At 65.7% G+C, this 23,523-nt stretch carries 23 protein-coding genes; 12 read left to right on the top strand and 11 right to left on the bottom strand.

From position 1 onward, the window contains the following. Positions 1 to 13 precede the first annotated feature (13 nt). Both AC1DN9_RS22340 and AC1DN9_RS22335 read left to right on the top strand, forming a co-directional pair. Positions 14 to 1,222 carry a DUF3734 domain-containing protein gene (locus AC1DN9_RS22340; protein ID WP_478103777.1) on the top strand — a complete coding sequence of 403 codons (1,209 nt, stop codon included), beginning with the start codon at positions 14 to 16 and terminating at the stop codon, positions 1,220 to 1,222. 89 nt (positions 1,223 to 1,311) lie between these two features. Beyond that, positions 1,312 to 2,094, top strand: coding sequence for a 3-hydroxybutyrate dehydrogenase (locus AC1DN9_RS22335; protein WP_478103776.1), 783 nt, complete (start codon positions 1,312 to 1,314; stop codon positions 2,092 to 2,094). Here the strand turns inward: AC1DN9_RS22335 and AC1DN9_RS22330 are convergent. Continuing rightward, positions 2,084 to 3,058, bottom strand: a complete 975-nt coding sequence (locus AC1DN9_RS22330; RefSeq protein WP_478103774.1) for a bifunctional helix-turn-helix transcriptional regulator/GNAT family N-acetyltransferase — start codon at positions 3,056 to 3,058, stop codon at positions 2,084 to 2,086. The two genes, AC1DN9_RS22335 and AC1DN9_RS22330, sit on opposite strands and share 11 nt — an antisense overlap. A gap of 185 nt (positions 3,059 to 3,243) precedes the next feature. Between AC1DN9_RS22330 and AC1DN9_RS22325 the strand changes: the two genes are divergently transcribed. Next, a complete protein-coding gene (locus tag AC1DN9_RS22325) occupies positions 3,244 to 5,592 on the top strand; it encodes a YgiQ family radical SAM protein (protein ID WP_478103773.1) in 2,349 nt (782 codons plus the stop codon). Between the two features lie 38 nt (positions 5,593 to 5,630). Beyond that, on the top strand, positions 5,631 to 6,533 hold the full coding sequence (locus AC1DN9_RS22320) for a hypothetical protein (RefSeq protein WP_478103772.1): 903 nt from the start codon (positions 5,631 to 5,633) through the stop codon (positions 6,531 to 6,533). Here the strand turns inward: AC1DN9_RS22320 and AC1DN9_RS22315 are convergent. Further along, positions 6,530 to 6,979, bottom strand: a complete 450-nt coding sequence (locus tag AC1DN9_RS22315) for a universal stress protein (protein WP_478103770.1) — start codon at positions 6,977 to 6,979, stop codon at positions 6,530 to 6,532. The two genes, AC1DN9_RS22320 and AC1DN9_RS22315, sit on opposite strands and share 4 nt — an antisense overlap. Before the next feature lie 274 nt (positions 6,980 to 7,253). On the opposite strand from AC1DN9_RS22315, the gene AC1DN9_RS22310 reads away from it, so the two are divergent. The 3 genes from AC1DN9_RS22310 to AC1DN9_RS22300 are packed head-to-tail and all read left to right on the top strand — an operon-like array spanning position 7,254 to position 10,589. Beyond that, the gene (locus AC1DN9_RS22310; RefSeq protein WP_478103769.1) at positions 7,254 to 8,273 is read left to right on the top strand and encodes an aromatic ring-hydroxylating dioxygenase subunit alpha; all 1,020 of its coding nucleotides are present in this window, start codon (positions 7,254 to 7,256) and stop codon (positions 8,271 to 8,273) included. A gap of 55 nt (positions 8,274 to 8,328) precedes the next feature. After that, a complete protein-coding gene (locus AC1DN9_RS22305) occupies positions 8,329 to 9,534 on the top strand; it encodes an ABC transporter substrate-binding protein (protein ID WP_478103768.1) in 1,206 nt (401 codons plus the stop codon). Further along, positions 9,531 to 10,589 (top strand): xylose isomerase, encoded by a 1,059-nt coding sequence (locus AC1DN9_RS22300; protein WP_478103766.1) that lies wholly within the window; start codon positions 9,531 to 9,533, stop codon positions 10,587 to 10,589. Before AC1DN9_RS22305 ends, AC1DN9_RS22300 begins: the two co-directional genes overlap by 4 nt. On the opposite strand, the gene AC1DN9_RS22295 is transcribed toward AC1DN9_RS22300, so the two are convergent. After that, positions 10,590 to 11,381 carry a TetR/AcrR family transcriptional regulator gene (locus AC1DN9_RS22295; protein ID WP_478103765.1) on the bottom strand — a complete coding sequence of 264 codons (792 nt, stop codon included), beginning with the start codon at positions 11,379 to 11,381 and terminating at the stop codon, positions 10,590 to 10,592. 217 nt (positions 11,382 to 11,598) lie between these two features. Between AC1DN9_RS22295 and AC1DN9_RS22290 the strand changes: the two genes are divergently transcribed. Continuing rightward, positions 11,599 to 12,312: a hemerythrin domain-containing protein gene (locus AC1DN9_RS22290; protein ID WP_478103764.1), complete on the top strand. Its 714-nt coding sequence runs from the start codon at positions 11,599 to 11,601 to the stop codon at positions 12,310 to 12,312. Between the two features lie 3 nt (positions 12,313 to 12,315). On the opposite strand, the gene AC1DN9_RS22285 is transcribed toward AC1DN9_RS22290, so the two are convergent. The 3 genes from AC1DN9_RS22285 to AC1DN9_RS22275 form a co-directional block, all read right to left on the bottom strand. Further along, a complete protein-coding gene (locus AC1DN9_RS22285) occupies positions 12,316 to 13,677 on the bottom strand; it encodes a GAF domain-containing protein (RefSeq protein ID WP_478103762.1) in 1,362 nt (453 codons plus the stop codon). Positions 13,678 to 13,738: 61 nt separating this feature from the next. After that, positions 13,739 to 14,245, bottom strand: a complete 507-nt coding sequence (locus AC1DN9_RS22280; protein WP_478103761.1) for a hypothetical protein — start codon at positions 14,243 to 14,245, stop codon at positions 13,739 to 13,741. Positions 14,246 to 14,375: 130 nt separating this feature from the next. Then, complete coding sequence (locus AC1DN9_RS22275) at positions 14,376 to 14,768, bottom strand: LysR family transcriptional regulator (RefSeq protein ID WP_478103760.1); 393 nt, start codon at positions 14,766 to 14,768, stop codon at positions 14,376 to 14,378. A gap of 246 nt (positions 14,769 to 15,014) precedes the next feature. Here AC1DN9_RS22275 and AC1DN9_RS22270 point away from each other — a divergent pair, with 246 nt between their 5' ends. The 4 genes from AC1DN9_RS22270 to AC1DN9_RS22255 all read left to right on the top strand — a co-directional run bounded on the left by AC1DN9_RS22270 (position 15,015) and on the right by AC1DN9_RS22255 (position 18,497). Then, positions 15,015 to 15,761 carry an NADPH-dependent F420 reductase gene (locus AC1DN9_RS22270; RefSeq protein ID WP_478103758.1) on the top strand — a complete coding sequence of 249 codons (747 nt, stop codon included), beginning with the start codon at positions 15,015 to 15,017 and terminating at the stop codon, positions 15,759 to 15,761. Further along, positions 15,758 to 17,050, top strand: coding sequence for an NTP/NDP exchange transporter (locus tag AC1DN9_RS22265; RefSeq protein WP_478103757.1), 1,293 nt, complete (start codon positions 15,758 to 15,760; stop codon positions 17,048 to 17,050). Before AC1DN9_RS22270 ends, AC1DN9_RS22265 begins: the two co-directional genes overlap by 4 nt. Continuing rightward, entirely contained in the window at positions 17,047 to 17,946 is a 900-nt protein-coding gene (locus tag AC1DN9_RS22260) for an aldo/keto reductase (RefSeq protein WP_478103756.1), read from the top strand. Before AC1DN9_RS22265 ends, AC1DN9_RS22260 begins: the two co-directional genes overlap by 4 nt. A 65-nt stretch (positions 17,947 to 18,011) precedes the next feature. Next, a complete protein-coding gene (locus AC1DN9_RS22255) occupies positions 18,012 to 18,497 on the top strand; it encodes a hypothetical protein (RefSeq protein ID WP_478103754.1) in 486 nt (161 codons plus the stop codon). On the opposite strand, the gene AC1DN9_RS22250 is transcribed toward AC1DN9_RS22255, so the two are convergent. The 5 genes from AC1DN9_RS22250 to AC1DN9_RS22230 all read right to left on the bottom strand — a co-directional run bounded on the left by AC1DN9_RS22250 (position 18,498) and on the right by AC1DN9_RS22230 (position 23,499). Further along, entirely contained in the window at positions 18,498 to 19,091 is a 594-nt protein-coding gene (locus AC1DN9_RS22250; RefSeq protein ID WP_478103859.1) for a DUF2894 domain-containing protein, read from the bottom strand. Positions 19,092 to 19,105: 14 nt separating this feature from the next. Beyond that, the gene (locus AC1DN9_RS22245; RefSeq protein WP_478103753.1) at positions 19,106 to 19,750 is read right to left on the bottom strand and encodes an OmpA family protein; all 645 of its coding nucleotides are present in this window, start codon (positions 19,748 to 19,750) and stop codon (positions 19,106 to 19,108) included. Continuing rightward, positions 19,750 to 21,840 carry a DUF802 domain-containing protein gene (locus tag AC1DN9_RS22240; RefSeq protein WP_478103752.1) on the bottom strand — a complete coding sequence of 697 codons (2,091 nt, stop codon included), beginning with the start codon at positions 21,838 to 21,840 and terminating at the stop codon, positions 19,750 to 19,752. Before AC1DN9_RS22240 ends, AC1DN9_RS22245 begins: the two co-directional genes overlap by 1 nt. Positions 21,841 to 21,850: 10 nt before the next feature. Continuing rightward, the gene (locus AC1DN9_RS22235; RefSeq protein WP_478103750.1) at positions 21,851 to 22,522 is read right to left on the bottom strand and encodes a DUF3348 domain-containing protein; all 672 of its coding nucleotides are present in this window, start codon (positions 22,520 to 22,522) and stop codon (positions 21,851 to 21,853) included. Positions 22,523 to 22,617: 95 nt separating this feature from the next. Continuing rightward, a complete protein-coding gene (locus tag AC1DN9_RS22230; RefSeq protein ID WP_478103748.1) occupies positions 22,618 to 23,499 on the bottom strand; it encodes a CoA transferase in 882 nt (293 codons plus the stop codon). Between the last annotated feature and the right edge of the window lie 24 nt (positions 23,500 to 23,523).

Here is a 23,523-nt window from a genome sequence, read left to right as displayed (position 1 = left end):
GTCCAATGACGCCATGCGAAATCCTCGAAAAGTGACGCTTTCCGCCGTCCAGTCCTCCGTCCCCCGTGTCGATATCGCCACCGTCAAGAAGGCGCTGGTGTTGCAGGGGGGCGGCGCACTGGGCGCCTACCAGGCCGGCGTGTACGCCGGCGTCTTCGAACGGCACCGGACGCTCGACTGGGTGGCCGGCGTGTCGATCGGCGCGATCAACGCGGCACTGATTGCCGGCAACGCCCCCGACATGCGCGTACAGCGATTGCGGGAGTTCTGGGACCTCGTTTCTTCCGGCCCCGCTCAGCGCGTGCCCACGTGGTGCTTCGACCGGACCGCGTTCAACCAGTGGAGCGCGACCACGACAGCGATGTTCGGCGTGCCCGGCTTCTTCGAACCCCGCCGCACGCCGGCGCTGCTTCTCGGTGCCTCCGCACCGGTGCTGAGCTACTACGACACCTCGCCGCTGAAAGCCACGCTGGAGCGGCTGGTGGACTTCGATCGAATCAATCATCCCGATGTGCGCTTCAGTGTGGGCGCGGTCAACGTGCGCACCGGCAACTCGATCTACTTCGACAACACGGTGCAGCGCATCGGCCCGGAGCACATCATGGCCAGCGGCGCGTTGCCGCCGGGCTTTGCGCCGGTGAACATCGACGGCGAAGACTACTGGGACGGCGGCATCGTCTCCAACACGCCACTGCAATATGTGCTCGACACGCACCCGCGGAGCGAGCCGCTGCTGGTGCTGCAGGTTGACTTGTTCAGCGCGCGCGGCTGCCTGCCGCGCACCATCTCCGAAACGCTGGAGCGGCAGAAGGACATCACCTATTCGAGCCGCACCCGCATGAACACCGACGCGCTCGCATCGAACATGAACCTCCAGCAGGCCATCTCGGACCTGATCAAGAAGCTGCCCCCGGCGCTGCGCAACGACCCGAGCGTGGCCTCGGTGAGTGCCCAGTTGTCCCACAAGCCCGTCGAGATCGTGCACCTGATCTACCGCGACAAGCCCTACGAACTCGAATCGAAGGACTACGAGTTCTCGCGCGCATCGGTCGACGAGCACTGGGATGCCGGTCTTCGCGACATCCGCAACACGCTCGACCATCCCGAATGGCTGCAGAGCGCGTCGCAGACCAACGGCGTCACCACCTTCGATCTGACCGAACCCAACGCCCGCCGCGTCCGGCGCCCGATGAAGCTGCCGCAGATCCCCGCCGCCGAATAAGCATGCGGATCAGGTTCGCTTAAGACGCGGCACGCAGATTGCACGCTCTCACTCGCTCTCTTTCACCTCCGTCACGCAAAGGAATCTTCATGCAACTCAAGGACAAGGTCGCTTTCATCACCGGCTCGGCCAGCGGTATTGGCAAGGAAATCGCCATCGTGTTCGCCCAGGAAGGCGCCAAGATCGTGATCGCCGATCTCAACAAGGAAGCCGCCGATGCAACGGCCGCCGAACTCAAGGCGACCGGCGCGCAAGCCATCGGCGTCGGCGTCGACGTCACCAGCGAGGACCAGGTCAATGCATCGGTCGAGGAGGCCGCCAAGGCTTTCGGCGGCATCGACATCCTGATCAGCAATGCAGGCATCCAGATCGTCCATCCGGTGGAGGAGTTCAGCTTCGCAGACTGGAAGAAGATGCTGGCGATCCATCTCGACGGTGCCTTTCTCACCACCAAGGCCTGCCTCAAGCACATGTATGCGCAAGGCCGCGGCGGCAGCGTGATCTACATGGGCTCGGTGCATTCCAAGGAAGCCTCGCTGCTGAAGGCGCCGTACGTCACAGCCAAGCACGGCCTCATCGGGCTCGCGAAGACTGTCGCCAAGGAAGGCGCCAAGCATGGCGTGCGCGCCAACGTGATCTGCCCGGGCTTCGTGCGCACGCCGCTGGTCGAAAAGCAGATTCCGGAGCAGGCCAAGACGCTGGGCATCACCGAAGACCAGGTGATCAAGAACGTCATGCTCAAGGAGACGGTGGACGGCGAGTTCACCACCACCGACGACGTCGCGCGCGTCGCGCTGATGTTCGCAGCGTTCCCGACCAATGCGCTGACGGGTCAGTCGCTGGTCGTGAGCCACGGCTGGTTCATGCAATAGGGGCGAGCCTGAGTTCCCAGGTCTCACCGACCAGTTGCTGGCCGAAGCCCTCGTAGGGCTCCGACTTGACGAGTTTGAACCCTCGCGCGGCGTAGATGCCGCGTGCGGCCGTCAGGCAACTGTTGGTCCACAGCACCATCTTCTTGTAGCCCTTGTTGCGGGCAAAGGCGATGCATTCGTCGGTCAGGCGTGCGCCCAGTCCAAGGCCGCGCGCCTTGGCGCTCAGGATCAACATGCGGAGTTGCGCCGTCGTGGCCGATTTGCGCACGACGAATACGGCTCCGACCCGCTCGCCATCCAATTCTGCGATCCAGCAGCGCTCCCACGCGGGCTGGAACTTGCGCAGGAACTGACCGGCAATGTCGGCCACCAGCGCTTCGAAATCGCTGTTCCAGCCATATTCGCGCGCATAGATCTCGCCGTGGTGCTGAACCACCCAGCCGATATCGCCCGGACCAGGATCGCGCAGGACGACTGTTCGCTGGGGGCGGGCTTCGCTTGAGGGGGCGAGCAGCGTCTGGACGGTGCTCATGGCGTCGATCAACCGGCGCCGCTCGGGTGCGGCCAGCGGCGCGAGGAGGGCGGCGGCTTCGTCGCGTGATTTCTGCTGGAGCGGCGCAAAAGCTTGATAGCCGGCCTCCGTCAAGCGCAAAAGACTTTGCCGCGCGTCCCGCGCATTCGTCTCCCGCGTGAGCCAGCTGTTTGCTTCGAAGCGGCGCAGGATGCGGCTGAGGTAGCCGCCGTCCAGATGCAAGTCCTTGCCGATCTCGCTGGCCACAGGCGCTTCGCGGTGCGCCAACTCGTACAGGACCCGTACGTCGGTGAGTGACAGGTCGCTGTCCAGGTAGGGGTCGAGCACGCCGATGCGGCGCGTATAGAAGCGGTTGAACTGGCGGATCGCCTTGACCGCGGCCACATCGTGAAAAACGGTGGCGGGCGAAGAGGGAGGTGTTTCGACTGACATGCTTGCCATTGTCATTCGATTGCTTGACCAAAGCAATCAATTGAGCGATCGATCCGGACGCGTGTTTTAGCCTTTAGGGCGACAAAACCAATGGGAAACCCTAAAATCCAGGGTTGCCCACAACGGGCCCACCCGGCCCGCAGGCCTCCAAGGCGACATTGCCACCCAGTGCCGCCAATATCCCGATGAACGCCCCCGTCGACGTCTCCTTCTTCACGCGCGCCGCCAAGCCGCTGACCAGCTACCGCAAGTATTGGGCGGCGCGTTTCGGCACGGCCAGGTTCCTTCCGACTTCGCGTGCCGAGATGGACGCCCTGGGCTGGGACAGTTGCGACATCATCGTGGTCACCGGCGACGCCTACGTCGACCACCCGAGCTTCGGCATGGCCGTGATCGGCCGCATGCTGGAGGCGCAGGGCTTCCGCGTCGGCATCATCGCGCAGCCCGACTGGCACAGCGCCGATCCGTTCAAGGTGCTCGGCAAGCCGAACCTGTTCTTCGGCGTGACGGCCGGCAACATGGATTCGATGATCAATCGCTATACGGCGGACCGGAAGATCCGCAGCGACGACGCCTACACGCCCGGCGATGTCGGCGGCAAGCGGCCTGACCGCGCGGCCATCGTCTATTCGCAGCGCTGCAAGGAAGCCTGGAGCGACGTGCCGATCGTCCTCGGCGGCATCGAAGGTTCGTTGCGCCGCATCGCGCATTACGACTACTGGCAGGACAAGGTGCGCCGCTCCATCGTGGTCGATGCCAAGTGCGACCTGCTGCTCTACGGCAACGCCGAGCGCGCGATCGTCGAGATCGCACATCGCGTGGCCGCGCGCGAGCCGGTGCACCAGATCACCGATGTGCGCGGCACTGCATACGTCCGTCGCGAAACGCCTGAGGGCTGGTTCGAGATCGATTCGACCCGTGTGGACGAGCCCGGCCGCGTCGAGGCGCACGTCAATCCCTACCTGATGGTGTCGGAGCAGGCCAAGGCCAACGGCGCGACCTGCGCCAAGGAAGACGAGGCCCAGGCCGTTGCCGCGGCTGCCGAAGCGGCGGGTTCCGTCAATCCCGCGATCAAGCCGCTGACCTTCGTCCCCAATCCGGCCTTGCAGAGCCGCGCCCGGGTCAAGGTGCCGCCACGCGACCGTTCGGTGATCAGGCTGCCTTCGTACGAGCAGGTGCGTGCCGATCCGGTGCTCTACGCCCACGCCAACCGCGTGCTCCACCTCGAAACCAACCCCGGCAATGCACGGGCGCTGGTGCAGGCACACGGCGAAGGCACGACCGCACGCGACGTCTGGATCAATCCGCCCCCCATCCCGCTGACCACGGCCGAGATGGACCATGTGTTCGACTTGCCGTATGCGCGCAGCCCGCATCCGCGCTATGCCGACGAGCATGGCAGCCACGACGGCGCGACCAAGATTCCGGCCTGGGAAATGATCCGCTTCAGCGTGAACATCATGCGCGGCTGCTTCGGCGGTTGCACCTTCTGCTCGATCACCGAGCACGAGGGCCGGATCATCCAGAGCCGCTCCGAGGATTCGATCATCAAGGAGGTCGAGGCGATCCGCGACAGCGTGAAGGGCTTCACCGGCACCATCTCCGACCTCGGCGGGCCGACGGCCAACATGTACCGCATCGGCTGCAAGTCGCCGGAGATCGAGGCGGCGTGCCGCAAGCCGAGCTGCGTGTACCCCGGCATCTGCCAGAACCTGAACACCAATCACGATCCTCTGATCAAGATCTACCGCCGCGCGCGTGCGCTCAAGGGCATCAAGAAGATCCTGATCGGCTCCGGCCTGCGCTACGACCTGGCCGTGCAGTCGCCCGAATACGTCAAGGAGCTCGTGCAGCACCACGTGGGCGGCTACCTCAAGATCGCGCCCGAGCACACGGAGCAGGGTCCGCTCACCAAGATGATGAAGCCGGGCATCGGCAGCTATGACAAGTTCAAGCAGATGTTCGAGAAGTTCAGCGCCGAGGCCGGCAAGAAGCAATACCTGATCCCGTACTTCATCGCCGCGCATCCGGGCACCAGCGACGAGGACATGATGAACCTCGCGATCTGGCTCAAGAAGAATGGCTTCCGCGCCGACCAGGTGCAGACCTTCTACCCATCGCCCATGGCCACCGCCACGGCGATGTACCACACCAACAGGAATCCGCTGCGCAAGATCACCCGCGAGAGCGAGACGGTGGACATCGTGCGCGGCGACAAGCGCCGCCGCCTGCACAAGGCCTTCCTGCGCTACCACGATGCCAACAACTGGCCCTTGCTGCGCGAGGCCTTGAAAGCCATGGGCCGCGCTGACCTGATCGGCAACGGCAAGCATCACCTGATCCCGACTTGGCAGCCGCTGACCGACGGCAGCTACCAGAGCGCACGACGCAAGAACTCGACCACCGTCGCGCTCACGCCGGTGAAGCCCGTGAAGGGCCGAATCCTGACGCAGCACACCGGCCTGCCGCCGCGCGATACCGGGGCGGGGCGCCCCAGGCCTTCTGCCGGCAAGCCGATTCGCAAGGGGCGATAGACCAACGAAGGCGAAGCGGTTGCTGTAGGGTGTCGTCCATGAACAAGCCGCTCGCCGCGATCCTTCTTCGTATCGGTCTCTGGCTCTTGATGAGTGCCACGGCGCTCGGCGCAAACGCAGCGCTGGATGCAGGCTCGGCGCCGGCCATGCGCGAACTTCACCGCAAGCTCGGCGATCAGCTGGCCAACAGCCCCTTGAAGCGTCCCGTGGTCCTCGATTCGAAGGAGACCGACGGCGGATTGCAGGGCGACGTCTATGCGGTCGTGGACGATTCCATCGACGATGTTCGCCATGCGCTGGAGCGATCGTCTCAGTGGTGCGACATGCTGGTGCTGCACATCAACAACCGCCGCTGCCGCGCGGCTCGCTCATCGGGCGGAGAGACCGTCACTCTCAGCGTCGTGCCGCGCTACGACAAGCCGATCGACCAGGCGTTCGACCTGTCGTTCGTTCACCGGGTCGTGCATGACTCGCGCGACTACCTGTTGGTGGATCTTTCCGCCGAGTCGGGTCCCATGGGCACCAGCCATTACCGCGTTCTGCTCGAAGCCATTCCGCTCGCCGAGCGCCAGACCTTCCTGCACTTTGCCTATGCCTACGACCACAACATGATGGCAAAGCTCGCCACGCAGGCCTACCTCGCGACCTTCGGCAGCAACAAGGTGGGATTCACCGTGGTCGGCAAGACGCCGGATGGCGCGCCCGAATACATCCGAGGCCTGCGCGGACTGGTGGAGCGCAATGCGATGCGCTACTTCCTCACGCTCGACGCCTATCTCGATGGGCTCTCCGTGCCGCAGGCCGAGCGGGAAGACAAGCGCCTGAACAGCTGGTTCCAGTCGGTCGAGCAGTACCCGACGCAACTGCACGAGATCGACCTCTCGACCTACCTTGCGATCAAGCGCGAAGACCGACAACGCGACGCACAGGCACCGCGCTAAGGTCGCAGGACCAGCACCGGTGTGTGCGAGTGCGTCAGCACGTGCAGCGTTTCGCTGCCCATCAGCAGGCGCTTGATGCCGCGCCGGCCGTGCGAAGCCATGACGATGAGGTCGCAGTGGTGGACGCGGGCGGCCTCGATGATGGCTTCGGACACCAGCTCCGACTGCATGACGATGGAACGACAGCTCTTCACGCCTTGCGCGTCGGCCTTCTCCTTGACCGCGTCGACCACGCGCTGCGCCTCGACGTCGGCCTGCTCCCGAAGGCGCGTGACCTCCATCTGGCTGAGCAGCAGCGAGCCTTCGAAATAGCTGGACGGGTACTGGTGAACGACCTTGACGGCAATGAGTTCCGCCTGCGTCAGGACGGCAAGGTCAATGGCGCTGGTCACTGCCACTTCCGACAGCTCGGAGCCGTCGGTGGCAACGAGGATGCGTTCATACATGGCGAACTCCCCCCGGGGCGGGGACGCCCGCCCGCGTGTTCAGATTAGTGCGCCGGGAGGCGCCGGGCAAGGTGTGCCGTCGCGTCTAGACGGAATTGCCTAGTAACAAGTCCGGCGACCTGCAAAAACCCAACCCGGTGCAAACCCGGTGTCTCAGTGCACCGAAATTAAGTAGTCTCTCCATGAAAATGTAGAAGTTGCTTACTTTCCGTTGGCATGGTTTCTGCAGCGCACCGCGTCAAGCAACTTGCCGGCACCTTCCCGAGGACAGTTCATGACCGCCTATGCCTATAACGCCTGGTACCCGCTCGCATGGTCGCGAGACGTCGGACGCGACATCGTTGCGCGCCGGCTTCTCGAGGAGGATCTTGCCGTCTATCGCACCGAGGACGGCGTCGTCGCGGCGCTGGAGGATGCCTGCCCGCACCGGCTGGCGCCGCTGTCGATCGGCCGGCTGCGTGGCAATGCCATCGAATGCGCCTACCACGGCCTCACCTTCGATTGCGCCGGCCAGTGCGTTTCCGCGCCGGGCATGTCGCGGATACCGCCCAGCTTTCACGTGCGCAGCTATCCGACGGCTGAGAGCATGGGCATGGTCTGGGTGTGGATGGGGGACCCCGAGCGGGCCGATCGCAGCCAGGTTTTCCATTTGCCCGAATACGACGACCCCAGCTATAGCGTGGTCGAAGGTGATGCCTTGCTCGTTCAGGCCAACTACCTGAGCCTGGCGGACAACCTGTGCGACCCGACGCATGTGGTCTTTGTGCACCAGACAACTTTGGCGAGCGCGGGCCGCGAGGAGACACGCGTGCAGCACGAGCGCCAGGGCAACAAGGTCGTGACCTGGCGCTGGGTGATCGACGGTCCGTTGATTCCGGTCTTCGAGGGCTTGAAGGACTTCGGCGGGAACGTCGATCGCTGGCACTACTACCACTACCACGCGCCCAGCATCGCGGTGATCGACTTCGGTTCCGCGAAGACCGGCACCGGCGCACCCGAGGGCAACCGCGACAACTGCATCCAGATGTACGCCTGCCACTTCATCACACCGGTCGATCAACGCAGTTGCGTGCAGCATTGGCTCTGTCTGAGGAACTCGCCGTCGGACCCGGTCGTCGACGAGCGCCTGCGCAGCAACCTGCGGCTTGCCTTCAACGAGGACAAGCGCGTCCTGGAAGCGATCCAACGCAACGAAGACAAGCCGCGCCAGTGGCACCGCATTCAGCTCGGCCTCGACGGCTCGTCTATCAAGATGCGCCGCATCGTCGAGGAAATGGCTGCCGGCGACGGCTGAGCCGCGCTGCGTCTTGCTTCACGTCCCGCATTCCGCCCTAGAAAGGACCCCCGCGATGAAATCCCTCATTTCCGCCGCAGCCCGCGTGCTGGCCGCCAGTGTCTGCATCGTCGGTGCGCAGGCAGGCGCGCAAGGCACGATCAAGATCGGTGAAATCAACAGCTACAAGGCGCTGCCGCAAAACCTGGTGCCCTACAAGCAGGGCTGGCTACTGGCGCAGGACGAGATCAACGCGGCCGGCGGCGTGCTTGGCAAGAAGCTGGAAACCGTGTTCCGTGACGACAACGGCAACCCGGGCGACGCGGTTCGTGTGGCCGAAGAACTCCTCTCGCGCGAGAACGTGGACATCCTCGCGGGCGTGACCTTGTCCCATGTCGGGCTCGCATTGACCGATTTCGCGAAGCAAAAGAAGGTCTTCTTCCTGGCCTCGGGTCCGTTGAGCGACAAGGTCGTCTGGGACAACGGCAACCGCTATACCTATCGCCTTCGCTCCGGCACCTACGCACTCGCCACGTCGGTGATCGGCGAGGCGGCAAAGCTGCACAAGAAGCGCTGGGCACTCGTCTACCCCAACTATGAGTACGGGCAAGCGGCCGCGGCGGCTTTCAAGGAAAACATGAAGAAGGCGCAGCCCGACATCGAGTTCGTGGCGGAGCAAGCGCCCCCGCTCGGCAAGATCGACGCCGGCGCCGTCGCGCAGGCGCTCGCCGATGCCAAGCCGGACGCGATCTTCAACGTGATGTTCGGCAGCGACCTCACCAAGCTCGCCCGCGAAGGCAAGACGCGAGGCCTGTTCGAGGGACGCGAAGTGGTCAGCCTGCTGACTGGCGAGCCTGAGTACCTGGACCCGCTCAAGGGCGACGCCCCGGAAAACTGGATCGTGACTGGCTACCCCTACGCCAACATCGACACGCCGGAGCACAAGGCATTCCTGGCTGCCTACCAGAAGAAGTACAACGACTATCCGCGCCTGAACTCCGTGGTCGGCTATGCAACGGTCAAGGCCATTGCTGCGGGAATCCAGAAGGCGGGCTCGACCGATACCGAGAAGCTCATCACGGCCTTCAAGGGCCTGCAGTTCGGCTCGCCCTTCGGGCCTGTCGTCTTCCGACCCCAGGACAATCAGTCGACGCTGGGTATCTTCGTGGGGCGCACGGCGGTCAAGGACGGCAAGGGCGTGATGCCCTCAGGCGTCTACTTCGACGGCGCGAAGCTGCAGCCGTCGGATGAACAGATCCGCAAACTGCGCAACCCCTCGTGAGGGCGACGCTTCCGCCCATCGGCTGCAACGGTCGCGGCGCGCAGGCCTCCTCGATCGCGTCGCCCGTTTCGCTCAATGAGGCGCCGGTCGAAGAGCAGTTCAGGCTCGTCCGCGAGGCGGGTGCGTTCGATTTCTTCGACCGGCTTCCGATGCCCGGGCAGGTGGACGACTACTTGCGTTGCATCGAGCGCTACGCGCTGCCGGTTCGCACCGCGAGCTGGTTCTATGCATTGGGGCGCGACGAGGGGCTGCTGGCCGAGAAGCTTCGGCTTGCGGGGGAGGTGGGTGCCGAGACGCACAACATCATGCTGTACTGGCACGACGCGAAGGGACGCCCGATCGAAGACCGCGAGGTGGTCGACTTCTACCTGCGCGCTTACGACGAAGGCATGGCGCGGGGGATCGAGCCGGCTTTCGAGTTCCACGTCAACATGTGGAGCGAGGACCCGCGACGGGTCGCGCCGGTTGCGCGGGCGGTGCGGGACCGCGGCATTCCATTCCGCTTCACGCTCGACTACAGCCACGCCATCTTCAAGATGGGCAACGCCGAGGAACTGGCGATCTGCGGGCTGACCGAGGATGTCGCGGCGGGGCGTGCCGTGCTCGACCCGTTCCAGCCCGGCAATTTCGTCGACCAGTGGATCGAGATGGGCATCGTGCGTTGGCTCCAGCTGCGTAGCGTGGCGCCGAACGGACCGCGCAATCGCTGGTCGATCAGTGATCCGACCGACGCGGTCGCGGCCGTGCCCGAGCATTCGATCTTCCCCTACCGCAGCGGCGAGCCCGGGCGCGGCATTCTCTATCCGTTCGCTGCGCCGGCTGACGGCGAATGGCATTCGCACTGGGATGAAAGCAAGCTCGACTGCACCAAGGAAGTGGTGCGCAAGGTGCTCGCCTACCACCGCAGCCACGACGATTCCCCGTTGCGCTGGATCACGACGGAGATGATCAACCTGCCCGACTACGCGCACAACGCGCGCTTCTCGCTGATCGACCAGAACGCGGCGATTGCGCGCTTCGTTCGCGAAACGTGGGCGCAATCAGGCGCTGCCTGATCACTTTCCGTTCGAGGCCGGCTTTCGCTTCGGCTTGGCGGGCGCTTTGTCGGCGCGTGGCAATGTCGCAGCGGCGGCCTCGGGCGACAGCATGGTGAGCACGACATCGCAGATGTGGGCTCGCCATGCCGCGCGGCGCGGGCGGCTCATCAGGTCGGCACCGAGCCACGCGGAACAGGTGTACTGGTTCGACAGGTAGAAGAAGCCGAGCGACATGATCGTCATCAGCACATGCTCGGAAGACACGTCGCGTCGGAACACGCCCTTGGCCTGCCCGCTCTCCAGCAGAGTCTGGACCGTCTCCACCAGAGGGAGGGTGACGCGTTCGACCTGCAGCCACTGACGGATGTGCTTGCCGCGCAGCAGGTTTTCGTTCATCAGAAGGCGGACCAGGTTCGGGTGCGAAAGATAGTGGTCCCACGAGTGAAGGACCAGCTGGCGGATCCCTTTGACAGGATCTTCAGGCGTCACGAATTCGCGCTGGGCGCCGATCATGCCTTCGTAGATTTTTGCAAGCACTGCCTGGTAGAGCCGTTCCTTGTTGCCGTAGTAGTAGTACAGCATCCGGTCGACCGTGCCTGCCGCCGCGCTGACGCGCTCGATCCGTGCGCCTGCAAAGCCGTGCTCCGCGAATTCCTCGATGGCCGCTTCGAGGATGCGCGTCTCCAGGAGGTCGGTGCGCTCGCGCCGCAGGCGCCGGCGGGTCGGACCGCCTTCCTCGGCAGAAGGGACGTCGTCCGCTCGCGTCGCGCGGCGGCCGCTGCGAGCGGCTGAAGGTGATCGATCTGACACGCTGGGGTTGCTCCGGTCCGTCAAGGCATATGCACAGCGCCCATTCTCTCGCATGCCTTCGACCGAACCGTACGTTCGGGATAGATCGAAATTTAAGGTTTGCTGAGGGATTGCTTAAGCATTTCTTAGCGGCGCGCGAAGCGTCGAATTCCTAGACTTCTTTCCCAGCAGGAGGGCGCATGGGGCGCCAGCCGCTGAACCGAAAAGAAGGACTCCCATGAACATCGATCCGCGCGAAATGCGCCAGGTCGCGGCGGTTGCAGCACCCCGCGTCGATCTCTACGTCGGCATCCACAAGGCATTGCGCGCGCTGATGGCCGACAACCTGCTCGCGCTCGGGCGGATGGATTGCGACGACGCGCTGGAACTCGCGCAGGTCACGCAGCGCGTCCTGCAACTGCTGGAGATCTGCCGCTCGCACCTGCGCCACGAGAACGACTTCGTGCACACCGCCCTGGAAGCCCGCGCGCCGGGCTCCAGCGGCCAGATTTCGCACGAGCATCAAGAGCACGTCGAAGCCATCGAGGCGCTGGCGCGGCAGACCACGGCGCTGCTGCAATGCGACCCTGCCTCGCGCGCCGAAGGCACGCTCGCGCTGTACCGCGCGCTGTCGCTGTTCATCGCACACAACTTCGAACACATGCACGTCGAGGAAACGGCGCACAACGCGGTCCTTTGGGCGCGTTACACGGATGCCGAACTCGAGCAGATCCATGGCGCGCTCGTCGCCTCGATTCCGCCGGAAGAGATGATGTTCATCGTCCGCTGGATGGTGCCTTTCATGAACCCGGCCGAGCGAACCGCCATGCTGAGCGACATGCGCGCGCATGCTCCGGCACCCGCGTTTGCCGCGGCACTCGACGTAGTGCGTCCGCACCTCACCGAGCGCGAGTGGGCCAAGCTCGCAGCCAGCCTCGGATTGCCAGGGTGAATGTCACCCCGCGATTTCGGTGAGCGCGACGGGCCGTTCCACCCGCAGGCTGAAGCGGCCGCGCCCGGTTTTCTCGAGGCGCAGATGCGGACTGTTTTCCGCGAGGCGCCGCTGCAGCAGCACCAGGCGCGCTTCCAGGTTGTCCGAGAGATCGGGCAACTTGATCGCGGGATCGAGCCGAAGCTCGCGGTTGGTGAACTCGGTGCGGCCCTGCTGCGCGTATTCGCGCAGCAGCTTGCCGAGGATGGCGCCCGCCACGCCCTTGATGAGGTAGCTGTCGCCGATGAAGACGCTGTTGTTCGCGAGGTAGTGGCGCACCGGCATCGGCGCGCCGCTGGCGGACGCCACGGCGGGCGGCGCCGGTTCTTCCGGTGTCGAGGCCGGTTCATCGGCGGCGCGCAACAACTCCAGCGCCGCGCCCAGGTGGCCGGCGATGGCGACCAGCGCGTCTTCGTCGTCGAAGCCGAAGCGCATGTCGAGCGGGCTCTCGACGAACAGTGCGCCCAGCAGACGCCCACCCGAGACGATGGGAACGGCGAGCTGGCTGTGCGGCTCGGGCAGGCCGGGAAACGGAATCTCCGTGTCGAGGACGATGCCGGGCTCGATCTCGCGCAGGCTGCTGCGCATGGCATGGCTGTAGCTGGCCGCATTGGTCATGTGGCCGATGCGAACCGGCGTGCGCTCGCGCGCGGCCACCCCGATGACCCCGTGACCGATCTCGATCTCCGAGCCGACGCCGGAGGTCGCGTACCCGCAACTCGCCACCGTGTAGAGGCGTTGCGTGGCCGAGTCCAGCATCAGCACCATGGCGTGCTGCACGTCGAGGTGATCGTTCAGCGCCGCGAGCACGGATTGCAGCAGTTCGTCGGTGGCGCAGCAGGCCGCGAGCCGCTCGGCCGACCGGCGCACGCCCGCGAGCAGCCCGTGCCGGAGCGGAGCCGGCGCGAGGCGTTCACCTTCCAGGCCTTCGATGGACTCGACTTCATACACGTCGGACCCCCGCAGCTGGAACACGCCCGCCATCCCCGAATGCGAGGCAATGCCTGCGAGCTGCGCCTTCATCCGCTCGAACAGCGGGCCATGGGTCTCGGTCCGCAGGTAGCGCAGGTGCAAGCGGTAGTACCCGGCGGTGGCCGGATCGATCAGCAGCACGCCGGCGCAGGGATTGGCGAGGATGTTCTGCCGCGTCTTGTTGAAGAACTGGAACGACAGCGCGACATGCCGCTCGTCCACGTAGTAGACCTGCGAGATGTATGCGACGTTGGGTGTGCCGTCTTCCGCGCAGGTCGACATGATGGCCGGGATCGCGCCTTCGAAGCACGAGCGGATGGCGTGCAGCGAGAGGGGCGGTCCGGTTGCGCTCATTGCGTAACCTCCGTGCTCCGCACTGCGGTGCGAGCTTGCTTGGGGCGGCCCGGCGCGGCGCTCATGAGGCGGCCGTCGCGGGCAGGGCGCTGCCGGCCTTGGGCCCGGGGGTTTGGTCGAAGGCAGTGTCGGGGCGGAAATACACCGCCACCAGGTCGTCCAGCCTGAACGCCAGCACCGTGTGCACGAAGGGGAGGTCGCAACCGACCAGACTCAACTCGTGTTCCATGGATTTCAGGTAGCGCCGCAGGACCGGCAGATCGCCTTCCTCGGCGGCGCGGAGTTCGGCCTTGCGAGCCTTCACCTGCACGGTGCGATGGCTCAGCGGCTCGCTGAACACCACGGCGACTTCGCCGGTCGCGGCGACATCCTGCAGAAGCTGCCTCGCGTGGGTGCGTGAGACGAACACGGTGATTTCCGTTCCGTCCGGCGAGATGCTCGTGCCGACCGCGCGCATCACACTGGGTCGACGCGCCGCATTGCGCGAAGCGACGTTGGCAGAGACCCCCTTGTCGATCAGCGCGATGTGCTCGGGGCTCAGCAGAGGACGGGAAAGTGTGTCGGCCATGGCGGAGGATCGGCGGAGACCGGCATTTTGATTCAAAAGTTCGCATTTTGCGGCACGGATTCCGTGCCGGCCCGCCCCGCGGCTGTGCGTGCGACCGGGCCTCAGGTCGAGCAGCGGATTCCCGGCGCCCTCACGACAAGCGCACGAGTCGGGCGGCGGCGGGCCGGCGCGACGGAATCAATGCGCCTTGCGGCGTGCTTCGCATGCGACGGACCACAACCGCCATCAGCGGCGGCGCCGGGGGTGTGGGTGTGGCGTCCTGGCGCTTCGATGCCCCGATGTCGCCGAGCGCCTTCTGCAATGAAGCCTCCAATTGCAACGCCCGTTCGGTCGGCAACAGGCGCGGCCCGTCCCGCAGCAGCAGAGGGTCGTCGAAGATGACCCGGAGGCGGTCGAGCGCGGCCCCGATCACGTAGGAAGATCGCTTGAGCCGTGCCGCCGTTCGCGAGACGCTGCGCTCGTCCATCAACGCGCTGAACACGTGCAGCAGGTAGGTGTCGAAAGGATCGTTGGAGCGTGACATGGGCGTTCGCCGCACAGCGATGGTGCCTCGGCGCACCGGCGCCGGTCGCCGGCGGGCCCCAAGGCAGGTTTTGCCGTGCCGCTGGCGACGACCAAGCGATTGGCGTGCCATGTCGCGGTTTCCGATTTCTTTCGGTTTCTTACGCCAGACTGAGCGGCTTCCCGGCGGACTTGCACGACCTGGTCCGGCGGAAGATGATGCCTTGCGAGCCGGCCTCCCCTGGTTCGCCGGACGCAGGAGGTTTCGATGGCACGACATCCATCCCCCGATCGCACCCGCCGCGGACTGCTGACAGCAGGCGGCGCCTGGGCCGTTTTTTCGGCGATGCAGCCGCGCTTGGCACTGGCGCAGGCGGCATCGGGCGGCATGCGCATCGGCGTCATCGGCTCGGGGCACATCGGCGGCACGATCGGCGGACTTTGGGTCAAGGCCGGACATCCGGTGATGTTCTCCTCGCGCCATCCCGAGGAACTCAAGGACCTCGTCGGCGGCCTCGGCTCGCTGGCCAGCGCAGGCACGGTGGCGCAGGCGATCGCCTTTGGCGACGCACTGTTCATCGCGGTGCCCTATGGTGCGCTGCCGCAAATCGGCAAGGACTACGGCAGTTCGCTCAACGGCAAGGTCATGCTCGATGCCTGCAACGCCGTGGCCTCGCGCGACGGCACGGTGGCGGACGAGGTGGAGAAAGAGGGCATCGGTGTGGTCTCGCAGAAATACCTGTCCGGCGCGCGGCTGGTGCGCGCGTTCAACACCATGTCCTACATGATCTTCGCGCGCGAGGCCCACCGGCCCGATCCGAAGCTCGCGATCCCGATCGCTGGCGACGATCCGGAAGCGGTCAAGGTCGCCGCGGGGCTGGTCAAGGATGCGGGCTTCGACCCGGTGGTGGTCGGCAAGCTGGCCGACGCCCGGCGATTCCAGCGTGGTGGGCCCGGCTACGGGCAATCGGTGAGCGCGGCCGAACTCAGGCAGAAGCTGTCGCTGGCGCCATGACGCCGGTCCAGCGCTGGCTGCGGCAGGCGGTTCCGGCGACGCCGCAGGAATTGGCGGCGGCGCTCTGGTCCTTCGGCTACTTCTTCGCGCTGCTGGCCGGCTACTACGTGCTGCGGCCGTTGCGCGACCAGATGGGTATCGCGGGTGGCACCCGCGCACTGCCGTGGCTCTTCACCGCGACCTTCGTGACGCTGCTGGTCGCGCAGCCGCTCTATGGCGTGCTGGTGGCGCGGCTGCCGCGGGCGCGCTTCATTCCGATCGTTTATCACTTCTTCGTGCTCAACCTGGCGCTGTTCTGGCTGCTGCTGGAGATGGGCATCGCGCCGGTGATCGTGGCGCGCGTGTTCTTCGTCTGGGTCAGCGTCTTCAATCTGTTCGCGGTCGCGGTGTTCTGGTCGTTCATGGCGGATCTGTTCACCAGTGAGCAAGGCAAGCGGCTGTTCGGATTCATCGGCGCTGGCGGCACGGCCGGCGGCCTGCTGGGGCCGGTGATCACGATTGCGCTGTCGGTGCCGCTGGGGCCGCACAACCTGCTGCTCGCGGCCATCGTGTTCCTGGAGATCGCCGTGTTCTGCGCCTGGCGCCTGGAGCGCAGCGCCGGGTCGCCCCAAGGGCAGCGGCGTGACGAGCGCCGGGTCGGCGGCAGCGCCTTCGCAGCGCTGTCGGGGCTGGTGCGGTCGCCTTACCTACTCGGCGTCGCCGCATGGGTCAGCCTGCTGTCCTTCGGCGCGACGATCCTTTATTTCGTCCAGGCCAATGTGGTGTCCGCAACCGTGCACGGCGCTGGCGCGCAGACGCGGATCTTTGCCAGCATCGATCTGATCGTCGGTCTTCTGACGCTGGCCACGCAGGTCTTCGCCACCGGCAGGTTCATTCAGCGCTTCGGCACCGGCGTCGCGGCGGCTGCGTTGCCGGCGGTGTATGTCGTCGGCTTCCTGATGCTGGCGTGGATGCCGGGCCTGGCCGTGGTGTTCGTGTTCCAGGTGACCCAGCGGTGGATGAATTTCGCCATCGCCAATCCGGCGCGTCAGGTGTTCTTCACGGTGGTCGGGCGCGAGGAGAAATACAAGGCGAAGAACATGATCGACGTGGTGGTCTATCGAGGCTCAGACGCGCTCTACGGCTGGGTCTTCGACAGCCTGCAGGCGATCGGACTCAAGATCGGCGCCATCGCGTTGTGCGCGGTACCGGTGGTGCTCGCGTGGCTTCTCCTGTCGACGGCGCTGGGCCGCACGCAGGAGCGTCGCGCAACCTTCCAGGGCATCCGCGCGCAAGGGGATCTGCCATGAAAACAGGGATGACACGGCGAGGTTTTTCCGCGCTGGCGGCGGTGGCCCTGGTGCCGCAAGCCGCATTCGCGCAAGACAAGGAGGCAGCGCTCATCGCGCGCGCCATTCCGTCCACGGGCGAACTGCTTCCGGCGGTCGGTCTCGGCACCGCGAATGTGTTCGACAGCGATGACGCCCGTACGCGCGATGCAGCGACGCAGGTCGTCCGGACCTTGCTCGACGCCGGCGGACGGCTCGTCGATACGTCGTCCGTCTACGGCGATGCCGAACAGGTGCTGGGCCAGGTGATGACGGCCGGCGGATGGCGCGACAAGGTCTTCGTGGCGACCAAGCTCGAGGCGCCGGACGCGGCGGAGCTGGCGCGCTCGCAGAAACGGCTCGCGACGCAAAAGATCGACTTGCTCCAACTCCACAACGTGCGAGATCCGCACCAGTCGCTCGCCCAATTCAAGGCCTGGAAGGCGCAGGGCGTGTGTCGCTACATCGGCATCACGTCCACCTCGCATCGCGACTTCGCAGCCATCGAAGCCGTGCTCCAGCGCGAAAAGCCGGACTTCGTGCAGATCGGCTACTCACTGGACGACCGCGAAGCCGAGGCGCGCATCCTGCCGATGGCGGCGGAAGTCCGGGCCGGCGTGCTGACCGCGCTGCCTTTCGGTCGCGCCAGGTTGTTCCGGGCGGTGCGCGGCAAACCGGTTCCCGACTGGGCGGCGGGGTTTGCCGGCAGTTGGGCGCAGTTCTTCCTCAAATACCTGCTGGGCGACACGCGGGTCACAGCGGTGATTCCGGGCACCTCCGATCCGGCGCACATGGCGGACAACTTGGGCGCCATGCGGGGGCGGCTCCCCGACGCCGAAGAGCGTCAACGTATGGTTGCTTTTATCCAGAACCTCTGACCGTCGCGGCTGAAACTTGCGGGCGGCGCCGAAAGTCGAACAACGACATTCGGCGGAGGTTCGCCATGAAGCGTCTCGCACTGGCCTTGATGATGGCCGCCCTGGCTGGCGGCGCAACGACAAGTCTTGCCTTCAACGGCGGCATGCAGGGAGGCGGTGGCTTTCACGGGGGAGGCCGGGGTTCGGCCGGCGCGGTCCGCGCGGTGCCCGGGGGCGGCGGGTTTTCAGGGGGACAGCGTGCTGTGGTCGTGCGCCCCGGATTTCCCGGAAATCCCGGTTTTGTTCGCCCCGGTTTTGGTCGCCCGGGGTTTGTGGGTCCGGGGTTTGTTCGCCCAGGGTTTGGCCACACGGTTGTTGTTCGCCCCGGCTTTCCGTTCCGGCCAGGGTTTCCGGTACGGCGCTTCGCGGTCGTAGGTGGGCCGGTGTTCTTCGGGCCGCCGCCCGTGGTTTTCGTGAGCAGCGGCGTCCCTGCCCTCTGGTATTGCCAGAACCCGATCGGCTATTTCCCGTCTCTCCAGGACTGCCCGGTGGGCTGGATCCAGGTGCAGTAGTCAGCTGGATCGGCTTCGAGCGCTTTTCTTCTGGCTCTCGCCACGCGGCACTTCCGCGCCCATGGCGTTCGCCTGATCGAGCCAGGACAAGGCGTCGACGTACGCCATGAACCGGTTCAGGCATTCCGGTGACAGGTCGCGCATCAGCGTGAGCGACCGATGCACGAGGTGGTGGGAGTTGAGGGGGCCGGCGTTGTCCGGCACTTTCGCCAGTGATTGCGTCAGTCGACGATCGGCGCTCAGCTTCGACCAGGTGCTCCTGAAGTAGCTGAGCGTCTTCAACTCGGGAGAAGCGGGGAGCCCGTGAAGCACGTCGCCGTGCGGCGGCGCATGCCGGGCGATGTGGTCGACGAGTGCGGCGAGCGGTCCGCGAGCCGGCGGAGTCTTCTCTTTCTGCGCTGAAGTGTTGGCGACCGCACCTTGGGTCTTTTCGAGATCCTCGCCGTACGCCGCCAGCAGCTTGGCCACCTTGTCATCCAGGATGCGCCGCGCTTCGCCTTGATGGGCGGCGGCGCGGGTGACCATCGCCTCGATGAACCGAAAACGCACGGGATCGAAGCGATCGTCGCCGCGCTTGCGCCATGCCTCGATCATCGCGGGGTCGTTGCTCACGGCGCCTTCGTGCTCGTGTTCGTCCGCTTCGGCGTCGGCGCCATCTCCACACGGCGATTCTTCGCTCGTCCGTCGGCATCGGCGTTCGACGCCACTGCCTGCTCGGAACCGAACGCAGCGGCAAAGACGGAGGACGAGGGGATGCCTTCCTCGATCATCGTGCGCGTGACCGTCAACGCGCGTTGCGCCGAGAGCTCCCAGTTGTCGGCGAATTGGCGGTTGCCGCCCCGCACCTGGCGGTCGTCGGTGAAGCCGCTCACCATCAGGATCTCTTCGCGCGACTCGAGGTAGGCGGCCAGCGGAGCCGTGAGGCTCTTCAACAGTTGGCGGCCTTCGGGCTGCAATTCGGCGGAGTTGACGGCAAACAGCACGCTGCCGCTGATGCCGATGCGGCCGTTGTTCAGCGTGACGCGGCCTGCCGCCAAGGGGCCCGCCAATGCCTTTTCGAGTGCCTGCAGGCGCTGGGCTTCGGCCTGCTTCTGCTTGAGTTCGGTTTGCAGCTTGTTGGTGAACTCCAGTTGCATGCCGATCGCGCACACCAGGATGAGCACGAAGGCCCCCAGCAGACCCGACATCAGGTCGCCGAAGACGGCCCACACGGGCACCGTCGGCTCCACGCCGGCGTCGAGATCGTCCGTCATCACGCTTCGCTGCCCACCGCCGCGCGGTTGCCCGCGATCTGCTGCAGATCTTCGACGATCTGCTTCTGCGACATGATGCTCAGGTCGATGACTTCACGGGCCTGCGCCACGTAGTAGTCGAGCTGTTCGTCACTGCGCGCAATGGACTTGCCGAGCGCGCCTTCGATGCGCTGCAGATGGGCCACCAGCTTGTCGTTCGATTGGCTGAAGAGTTGCACCGCCAGACCGAATGCCTCGCCCAGGCTCGCCACTTCGACGGCGCTGCCGGTGATCTGCGCGGCGACGCCGGCCATCTTGTCGGTTTCCGCGTCGATCTTGTCGGTGAAGCGGGTGCCGACGCGGTCCAGCAGGTCCGCCGATGCGCCGACCAGTGCGTCGATCGCGGCGCGCTGTTCGGTGGATGCGTGGTTCACGGCACCGAGCAGGGTCTCCAGCGTTTCGAGGATGCGGCTGCGCTCCTCCAGCATCGCGTTGTCGCGCGCCATGCTGTCCGACAGCTTCTGGCGCAGTTCGGCGATCACTTCCGCCGCCGCCCGAGGCGCTTCGGAGGCTACCTGCATCAGTTGGGCGATCTCGGCGATCGTGTTCTTCGCTTGCGCTTCCGTCTGGGCAGAGATGTCGCGCGCGGTGTCGGCCAACGTCTTGCAGATCTCCCGCTGCTGGCTTTCGGTGCGTGCACCTGCTTGCTGCCACTCTTGCTGCAGCGACACGGCCATCGCTTCGAGCGCCTGGGTCCAGGCTGCCAGCCGTTGCTGGTCGCGCGACGCCACTTCCGTCTGCAGGCCCGTGTGCGCCTGAGCGACCGTTTGCAGCAGTGAAGCCGAATGTTGCTCGAAGGTGGCTGCGGCGGTTGTCAATGCGCGATGCGTGTCCCCGGACAGGTTTTGGCTCACGCGCTCTTGTTGTTCCAGGGCGCTTCGCCAGGTGTTCGACACGCCCTCGACAGCGGTTTCGAGGCGGGCGGATACGCCTTCCACCAGCGATGCAGAACGTTGTTCGAAGGTTTCGGTGAACTGGTCGAGCGAATTGCGCAAGTCTTTCGATTGCGCCTCGCTTGCTCGCTTGTGATCGACGAGCGCTGATTTCCAGATGTCCGCCACGTCGGTCGTGCTGGTCTCGAAGCGGGACGACAGCCCGTCGAGCTGACGCTGCACGCTTTGCTCGATGGTCGCGTGCAACGATGCCGCCTCGCGCGCGATCCCGGCCATTGCGGCTTCGACGACCGGCTGGAAAGTCGCGCCGGCCACGCGGGCGCTTTCGGTCAGGCTCTGTTCCAGCGAGCGGCCGACGGACGACGCCAGACCGGCGTATGCGGCCTCGGCCTTGCCATGGAAGTCGTCCTGGCCCGAGATCAGGCGTTCGTTGAGCGCATGGCTCTGGCGCTCCATCGTCGCCATCATGAGTTGCAGCCGATCGACAAGCGCAGGCATCGCCTGGCTCTGCTGCTGCAGCAGCTTGAAGGACTCTTCGCGTTGATGGGCCAGGGAGAAGACGCGCAGCGTGGTGGCGATCCGTGTGTCGAGCATCTGCGCGGCCTGCAGGCGGTCACGCCGGCAGAAGGCGGAGAGGAGGCCCAGCATCGCGGACGCTGCCACGCCCGCGACGGAGGTGCCGAACGCCAGCCCCAGGCCCTTGACGGGCGCAGCCAGAGAGGAGCGGATGGCTTCAAGGTCCGTCGCACTCTCCAGTGCGGAGCCGGTGCCATTCAGCGTGACCACCATGCCCAGGAAGGTGCCCAGCATCCCGAGCAGCACCAGCAGGCCCGCGAGGTACGGCGTCAGGGCCGGGCCGGGCAGGCCGACACGCTCACCTTCGACGCGCAGGCGCACCGCGTTGCGAAGGGAAGGGTGCAGCGCGTCGAGCCAGTCGCCCAGGGTCGACGGGGGATGAGACATGTCGGTCACCGCATGCGTCAGCGTGGCTGTGGCTTGGTGGAAGCGGCGCAGTTCCAGCGCGCCCATCAGATAGAACGCGCCGACGAGCACCGTGACGGCCAACGCGAGGGGATTCGAGCCGATGTATCCGGTGCCGACCCAGCACACGGCGGCGAGGCCCACGAAGAAGACGGCGTAAGAAAGAAATCTGTTCATGTCGGCTTGGTTAGCTCGATCGAAGGGTTTCGAGCAGCCCTTCGATCGGTTGAAATCGAATATCCAATTCGGCGAGCAGCACGGCTTGCATGTTCTTGCGGAATACGTCCTGCCACGCGTCGGGCGGGGCTTCGTCGTCGGATTCCGCCTGTTGCTGAGCAGCCTGCCGCAAGCGCTTGAAATGCTTTTCGAGCAATCCCGGCACGGTTGCGAGCAAGCGGTGCTCGTGCGCGTCCAGCGCGTGTTCCATGACGGCATCCACAGCGGCAAGCTGGGCGAGGGCGGGCGACCGGGCCGCGACCTTCGCCCGCAGACGACCGCGCAAGGGCCCGATGGCCGCTTCCATGGCCTGTTGCCGCGCGAGATAGCGCTGCCGGTATGGTGCAAAGTCGGCCGCGAGTGCGCTGCCTTCGGTGATGGCGTTCACCAGGGAGGCGCGAACGCGGGCGCATTCGCCTTCTTCGGCGCTCGAGAATGTCGATACACCGGCGGACGCGGTCGCCGGGCTGCCATTCAGCGCTGCGGACAGCGAAATGGCGTCAGTCCAACTGACCCAATGACTCAATCGATCCGCGAAAGCCTGTCTGGATTCGGGAACGTTGATGTCGGTCAGTCGAGCGAGCAAGCGAGTGAGCGCCGAGCCGGTGAATCCTGTGCGCCGAGACGCTTGCACTTGCACCATGCTGCCAATTGGGAAAACCCGGCAGTCTACACTGGTCAGTTACCCGGGAAGGCCCGTCCAGAGTGCCAAGGCGGGCAATTTCTGTATCAATCCTGTCAACCGGCCAGTGTGAGCAGCGGCACATCGCGCTCGCGCGCCATGGCTTCAAGTTCGGCGCGGGTGCGGGTGCCGATCCAGCGCGTGATGGCTTCGTGCGTTTCAGGGGCAGCCATGTTCGACGATGGCGGCAACCCAGCGGCTTCGCTGAGACGCGCGGCGAAGTGCGGCTCCAGGGCGGCGACAGCCACGCGCCCGTCTGTGCAGCGGTAGACGCGGTAGCCCGCATGGGCGCCGCCGACCGCGCCCGTAGGCTTCGTCAGCCCCCAGGCATGGGGCAGCGCCAGCCAGTCGGCGGCGGCATTGAGCGCGACTTCCAGGTAAATCCCCGGGGTGTGTGAGGCGCCGGTGCGCAACGCAGCTTTCAGCACCGCCTCGCTCCCCAGGAGCGCGCCGCCCATATCGGCATACAGCGTCGGCGGCAACTCCGTGCCGGTGACGAGGCCGCTTTCGGCGAGATAGGTGAGGTCGTGTCCGGGTTCTTCGGCGCGCTCGCCGGGCGCGCCGACGATCGCGACCTGCGACAGTCGCGGGTGCCGTGCATGCAAGGCGTTCCACGCCAATCCGAGCTTGGCGAGCGCCGAGGGCCTGAACGACGTGAGCAGCACATCGGTGTTTTCGAGTGTGCCGTGCAGTTGCCGCTGCCCGGCTTCGGTCTTGAGGTCGGCGACTTCGATGGTCACGCCCTCATGCAGTGCCGCGTAGGCGGTGGGGTTGTAGTGACCCATCGGATCGCCCGACGGTGGTTCGAGCTTGGTGCAGGTGGCGCCCATGGCGCGGCAGCGCATCAGCGCGGCAGGTCCGGGGAGGTTGAGCGCAAGGCTCAGCACGCGAACGCCGGCCAGCGGCGCAAAGGTCTCTGGAAATGAAGCAACGGACATGGGTGGATCCTCGGGCAATGTCGC

The sequence above is a fragment of the Variovorax sp. 05L425 genome, from assembly GCF_056397705.1.
This window is presented reverse-complemented; position numbering and strand designations above follow the sequence as displayed.

Coding starts and splice junctions, on each gene's coding strand:
- AC1DN9_RS22260 (WP_478103756.1), top strand. CDS start 17,047: ATGAAAACAGGGATGACACGGCGAGGTTTTTCCGCGCTGGCGGCGGTG.
- AC1DN9_RS22250 (WP_478103859.1), bottom strand. CDS start 19,091: ATGATCGAGGCATGGCGCAAGCGCGGCGACGATCGCTTCGATCCCGTG.
- AC1DN9_RS22275 (WP_478103760.1), bottom strand. CDS start 14,768: ATGTCACGCTCCAACGATCCTTTCGACACCTACCTGCTGCACGTGTTC.
- AC1DN9_RS22255 (WP_478103754.1), top strand. CDS start 18,012: ATGAAGCGTCTCGCACTGGCCTTGATGATGGCCGCCCTGGCTGGCGGC.
- AC1DN9_RS22270 (WP_478103758.1), top strand. CDS start 15,015: ATGGCACGACATCCATCCCCCGATCGCACCCGCCGCGGACTGCTGACA.
- AC1DN9_RS22245 (WP_478103753.1), bottom strand. CDS start 19,750: ATGACGGACGATCTCGACGCCGGCGTGGAGCCGACGGTGCCCGTGTGG.
- AC1DN9_RS22265 (WP_478103757.1), top strand. CDS start 15,758: ATGACGCCGGTCCAGCGCTGGCTGCGGCAGGCGGTTCCGGCGACGCCG.
- AC1DN9_RS22320 (WP_478103772.1), top strand. CDS start 5,631: ATGAACAAGCCGCTCGCCGCGATCCTTCTTCGTATCGGTCTCTGGCTC.
- AC1DN9_RS22240 (WP_478103752.1), bottom strand. CDS start 21,840: ATGAACAGATTTCTTTCTTACGCCGTCTTCTTCGTGGGCCTCGCCGCC.
- AC1DN9_RS22230 (WP_478103748.1), bottom strand. CDS start 23,499: ATGTCCGTTGCTTCATTTCCAGAGACCTTTGCGCCGCTGGCCGGCGTT.
- AC1DN9_RS22280 (WP_478103761.1), bottom strand. CDS start 14,245: ATGGCCGACACACTTTCCCGTCCTCTGCTGAGCCCCGAGCACATCGCG.
- AC1DN9_RS22325 (WP_478103773.1), top strand. CDS start 3,244: ATGAACGCCCCCGTCGACGTCTCCTTCTTCACGCGCGCCGCCAAGCCG.
- AC1DN9_RS22235 (WP_478103750.1), bottom strand. CDS start 22,522: ATGGTGCAAGTGCAAGCGTCTCGGCGCACAGGATTCACCGGCTCGGCG.
- AC1DN9_RS22290 (WP_478103764.1), top strand. CDS start 11,599: ATGAACATCGATCCGCGCGAAATGCGCCAGGTCGCGGCGGTTGCAGCA.
- AC1DN9_RS22305 (WP_478103768.1), top strand. CDS start 8,329: ATGAAATCCCTCATTTCCGCCGCAGCCCGCGTGCTGGCCGCCAGTGTC.
- AC1DN9_RS22315 (WP_478103770.1), bottom strand. CDS start 6,979: ATGTATGAACGCATCCTCGTTGCCACCGACGGCTCCGAGCTGTCGGAA.
- AC1DN9_RS22310 (WP_478103769.1), top strand. CDS start 7,254: ATGACCGCCTATGCCTATAACGCCTGGTACCCGCTCGCATGGTCGCGA.
- AC1DN9_RS22335 (WP_478103776.1), top strand. CDS start 1,312: ATGCAACTCAAGGACAAGGTCGCTTTCATCACCGGCTCGGCCAGCGGT.
- AC1DN9_RS22285 (WP_478103762.1), bottom strand. CDS start 13,677: ATGAGCGCAACCGGACCGCCCCTCTCGCTGCACGCCATCCGCTCGTGC.
- AC1DN9_RS22330 (WP_478103774.1), bottom strand. CDS start 3,058: ATGTCAGTCGAAACACCTCCCTCTTCGCCCGCCACCGTTTTTCACGAT.
- AC1DN9_RS22340 (WP_478103777.1), top strand. CDS start 14: ATGCGAAATCCTCGAAAAGTGACGCTTTCCGCCGTCCAGTCCTCCGTC.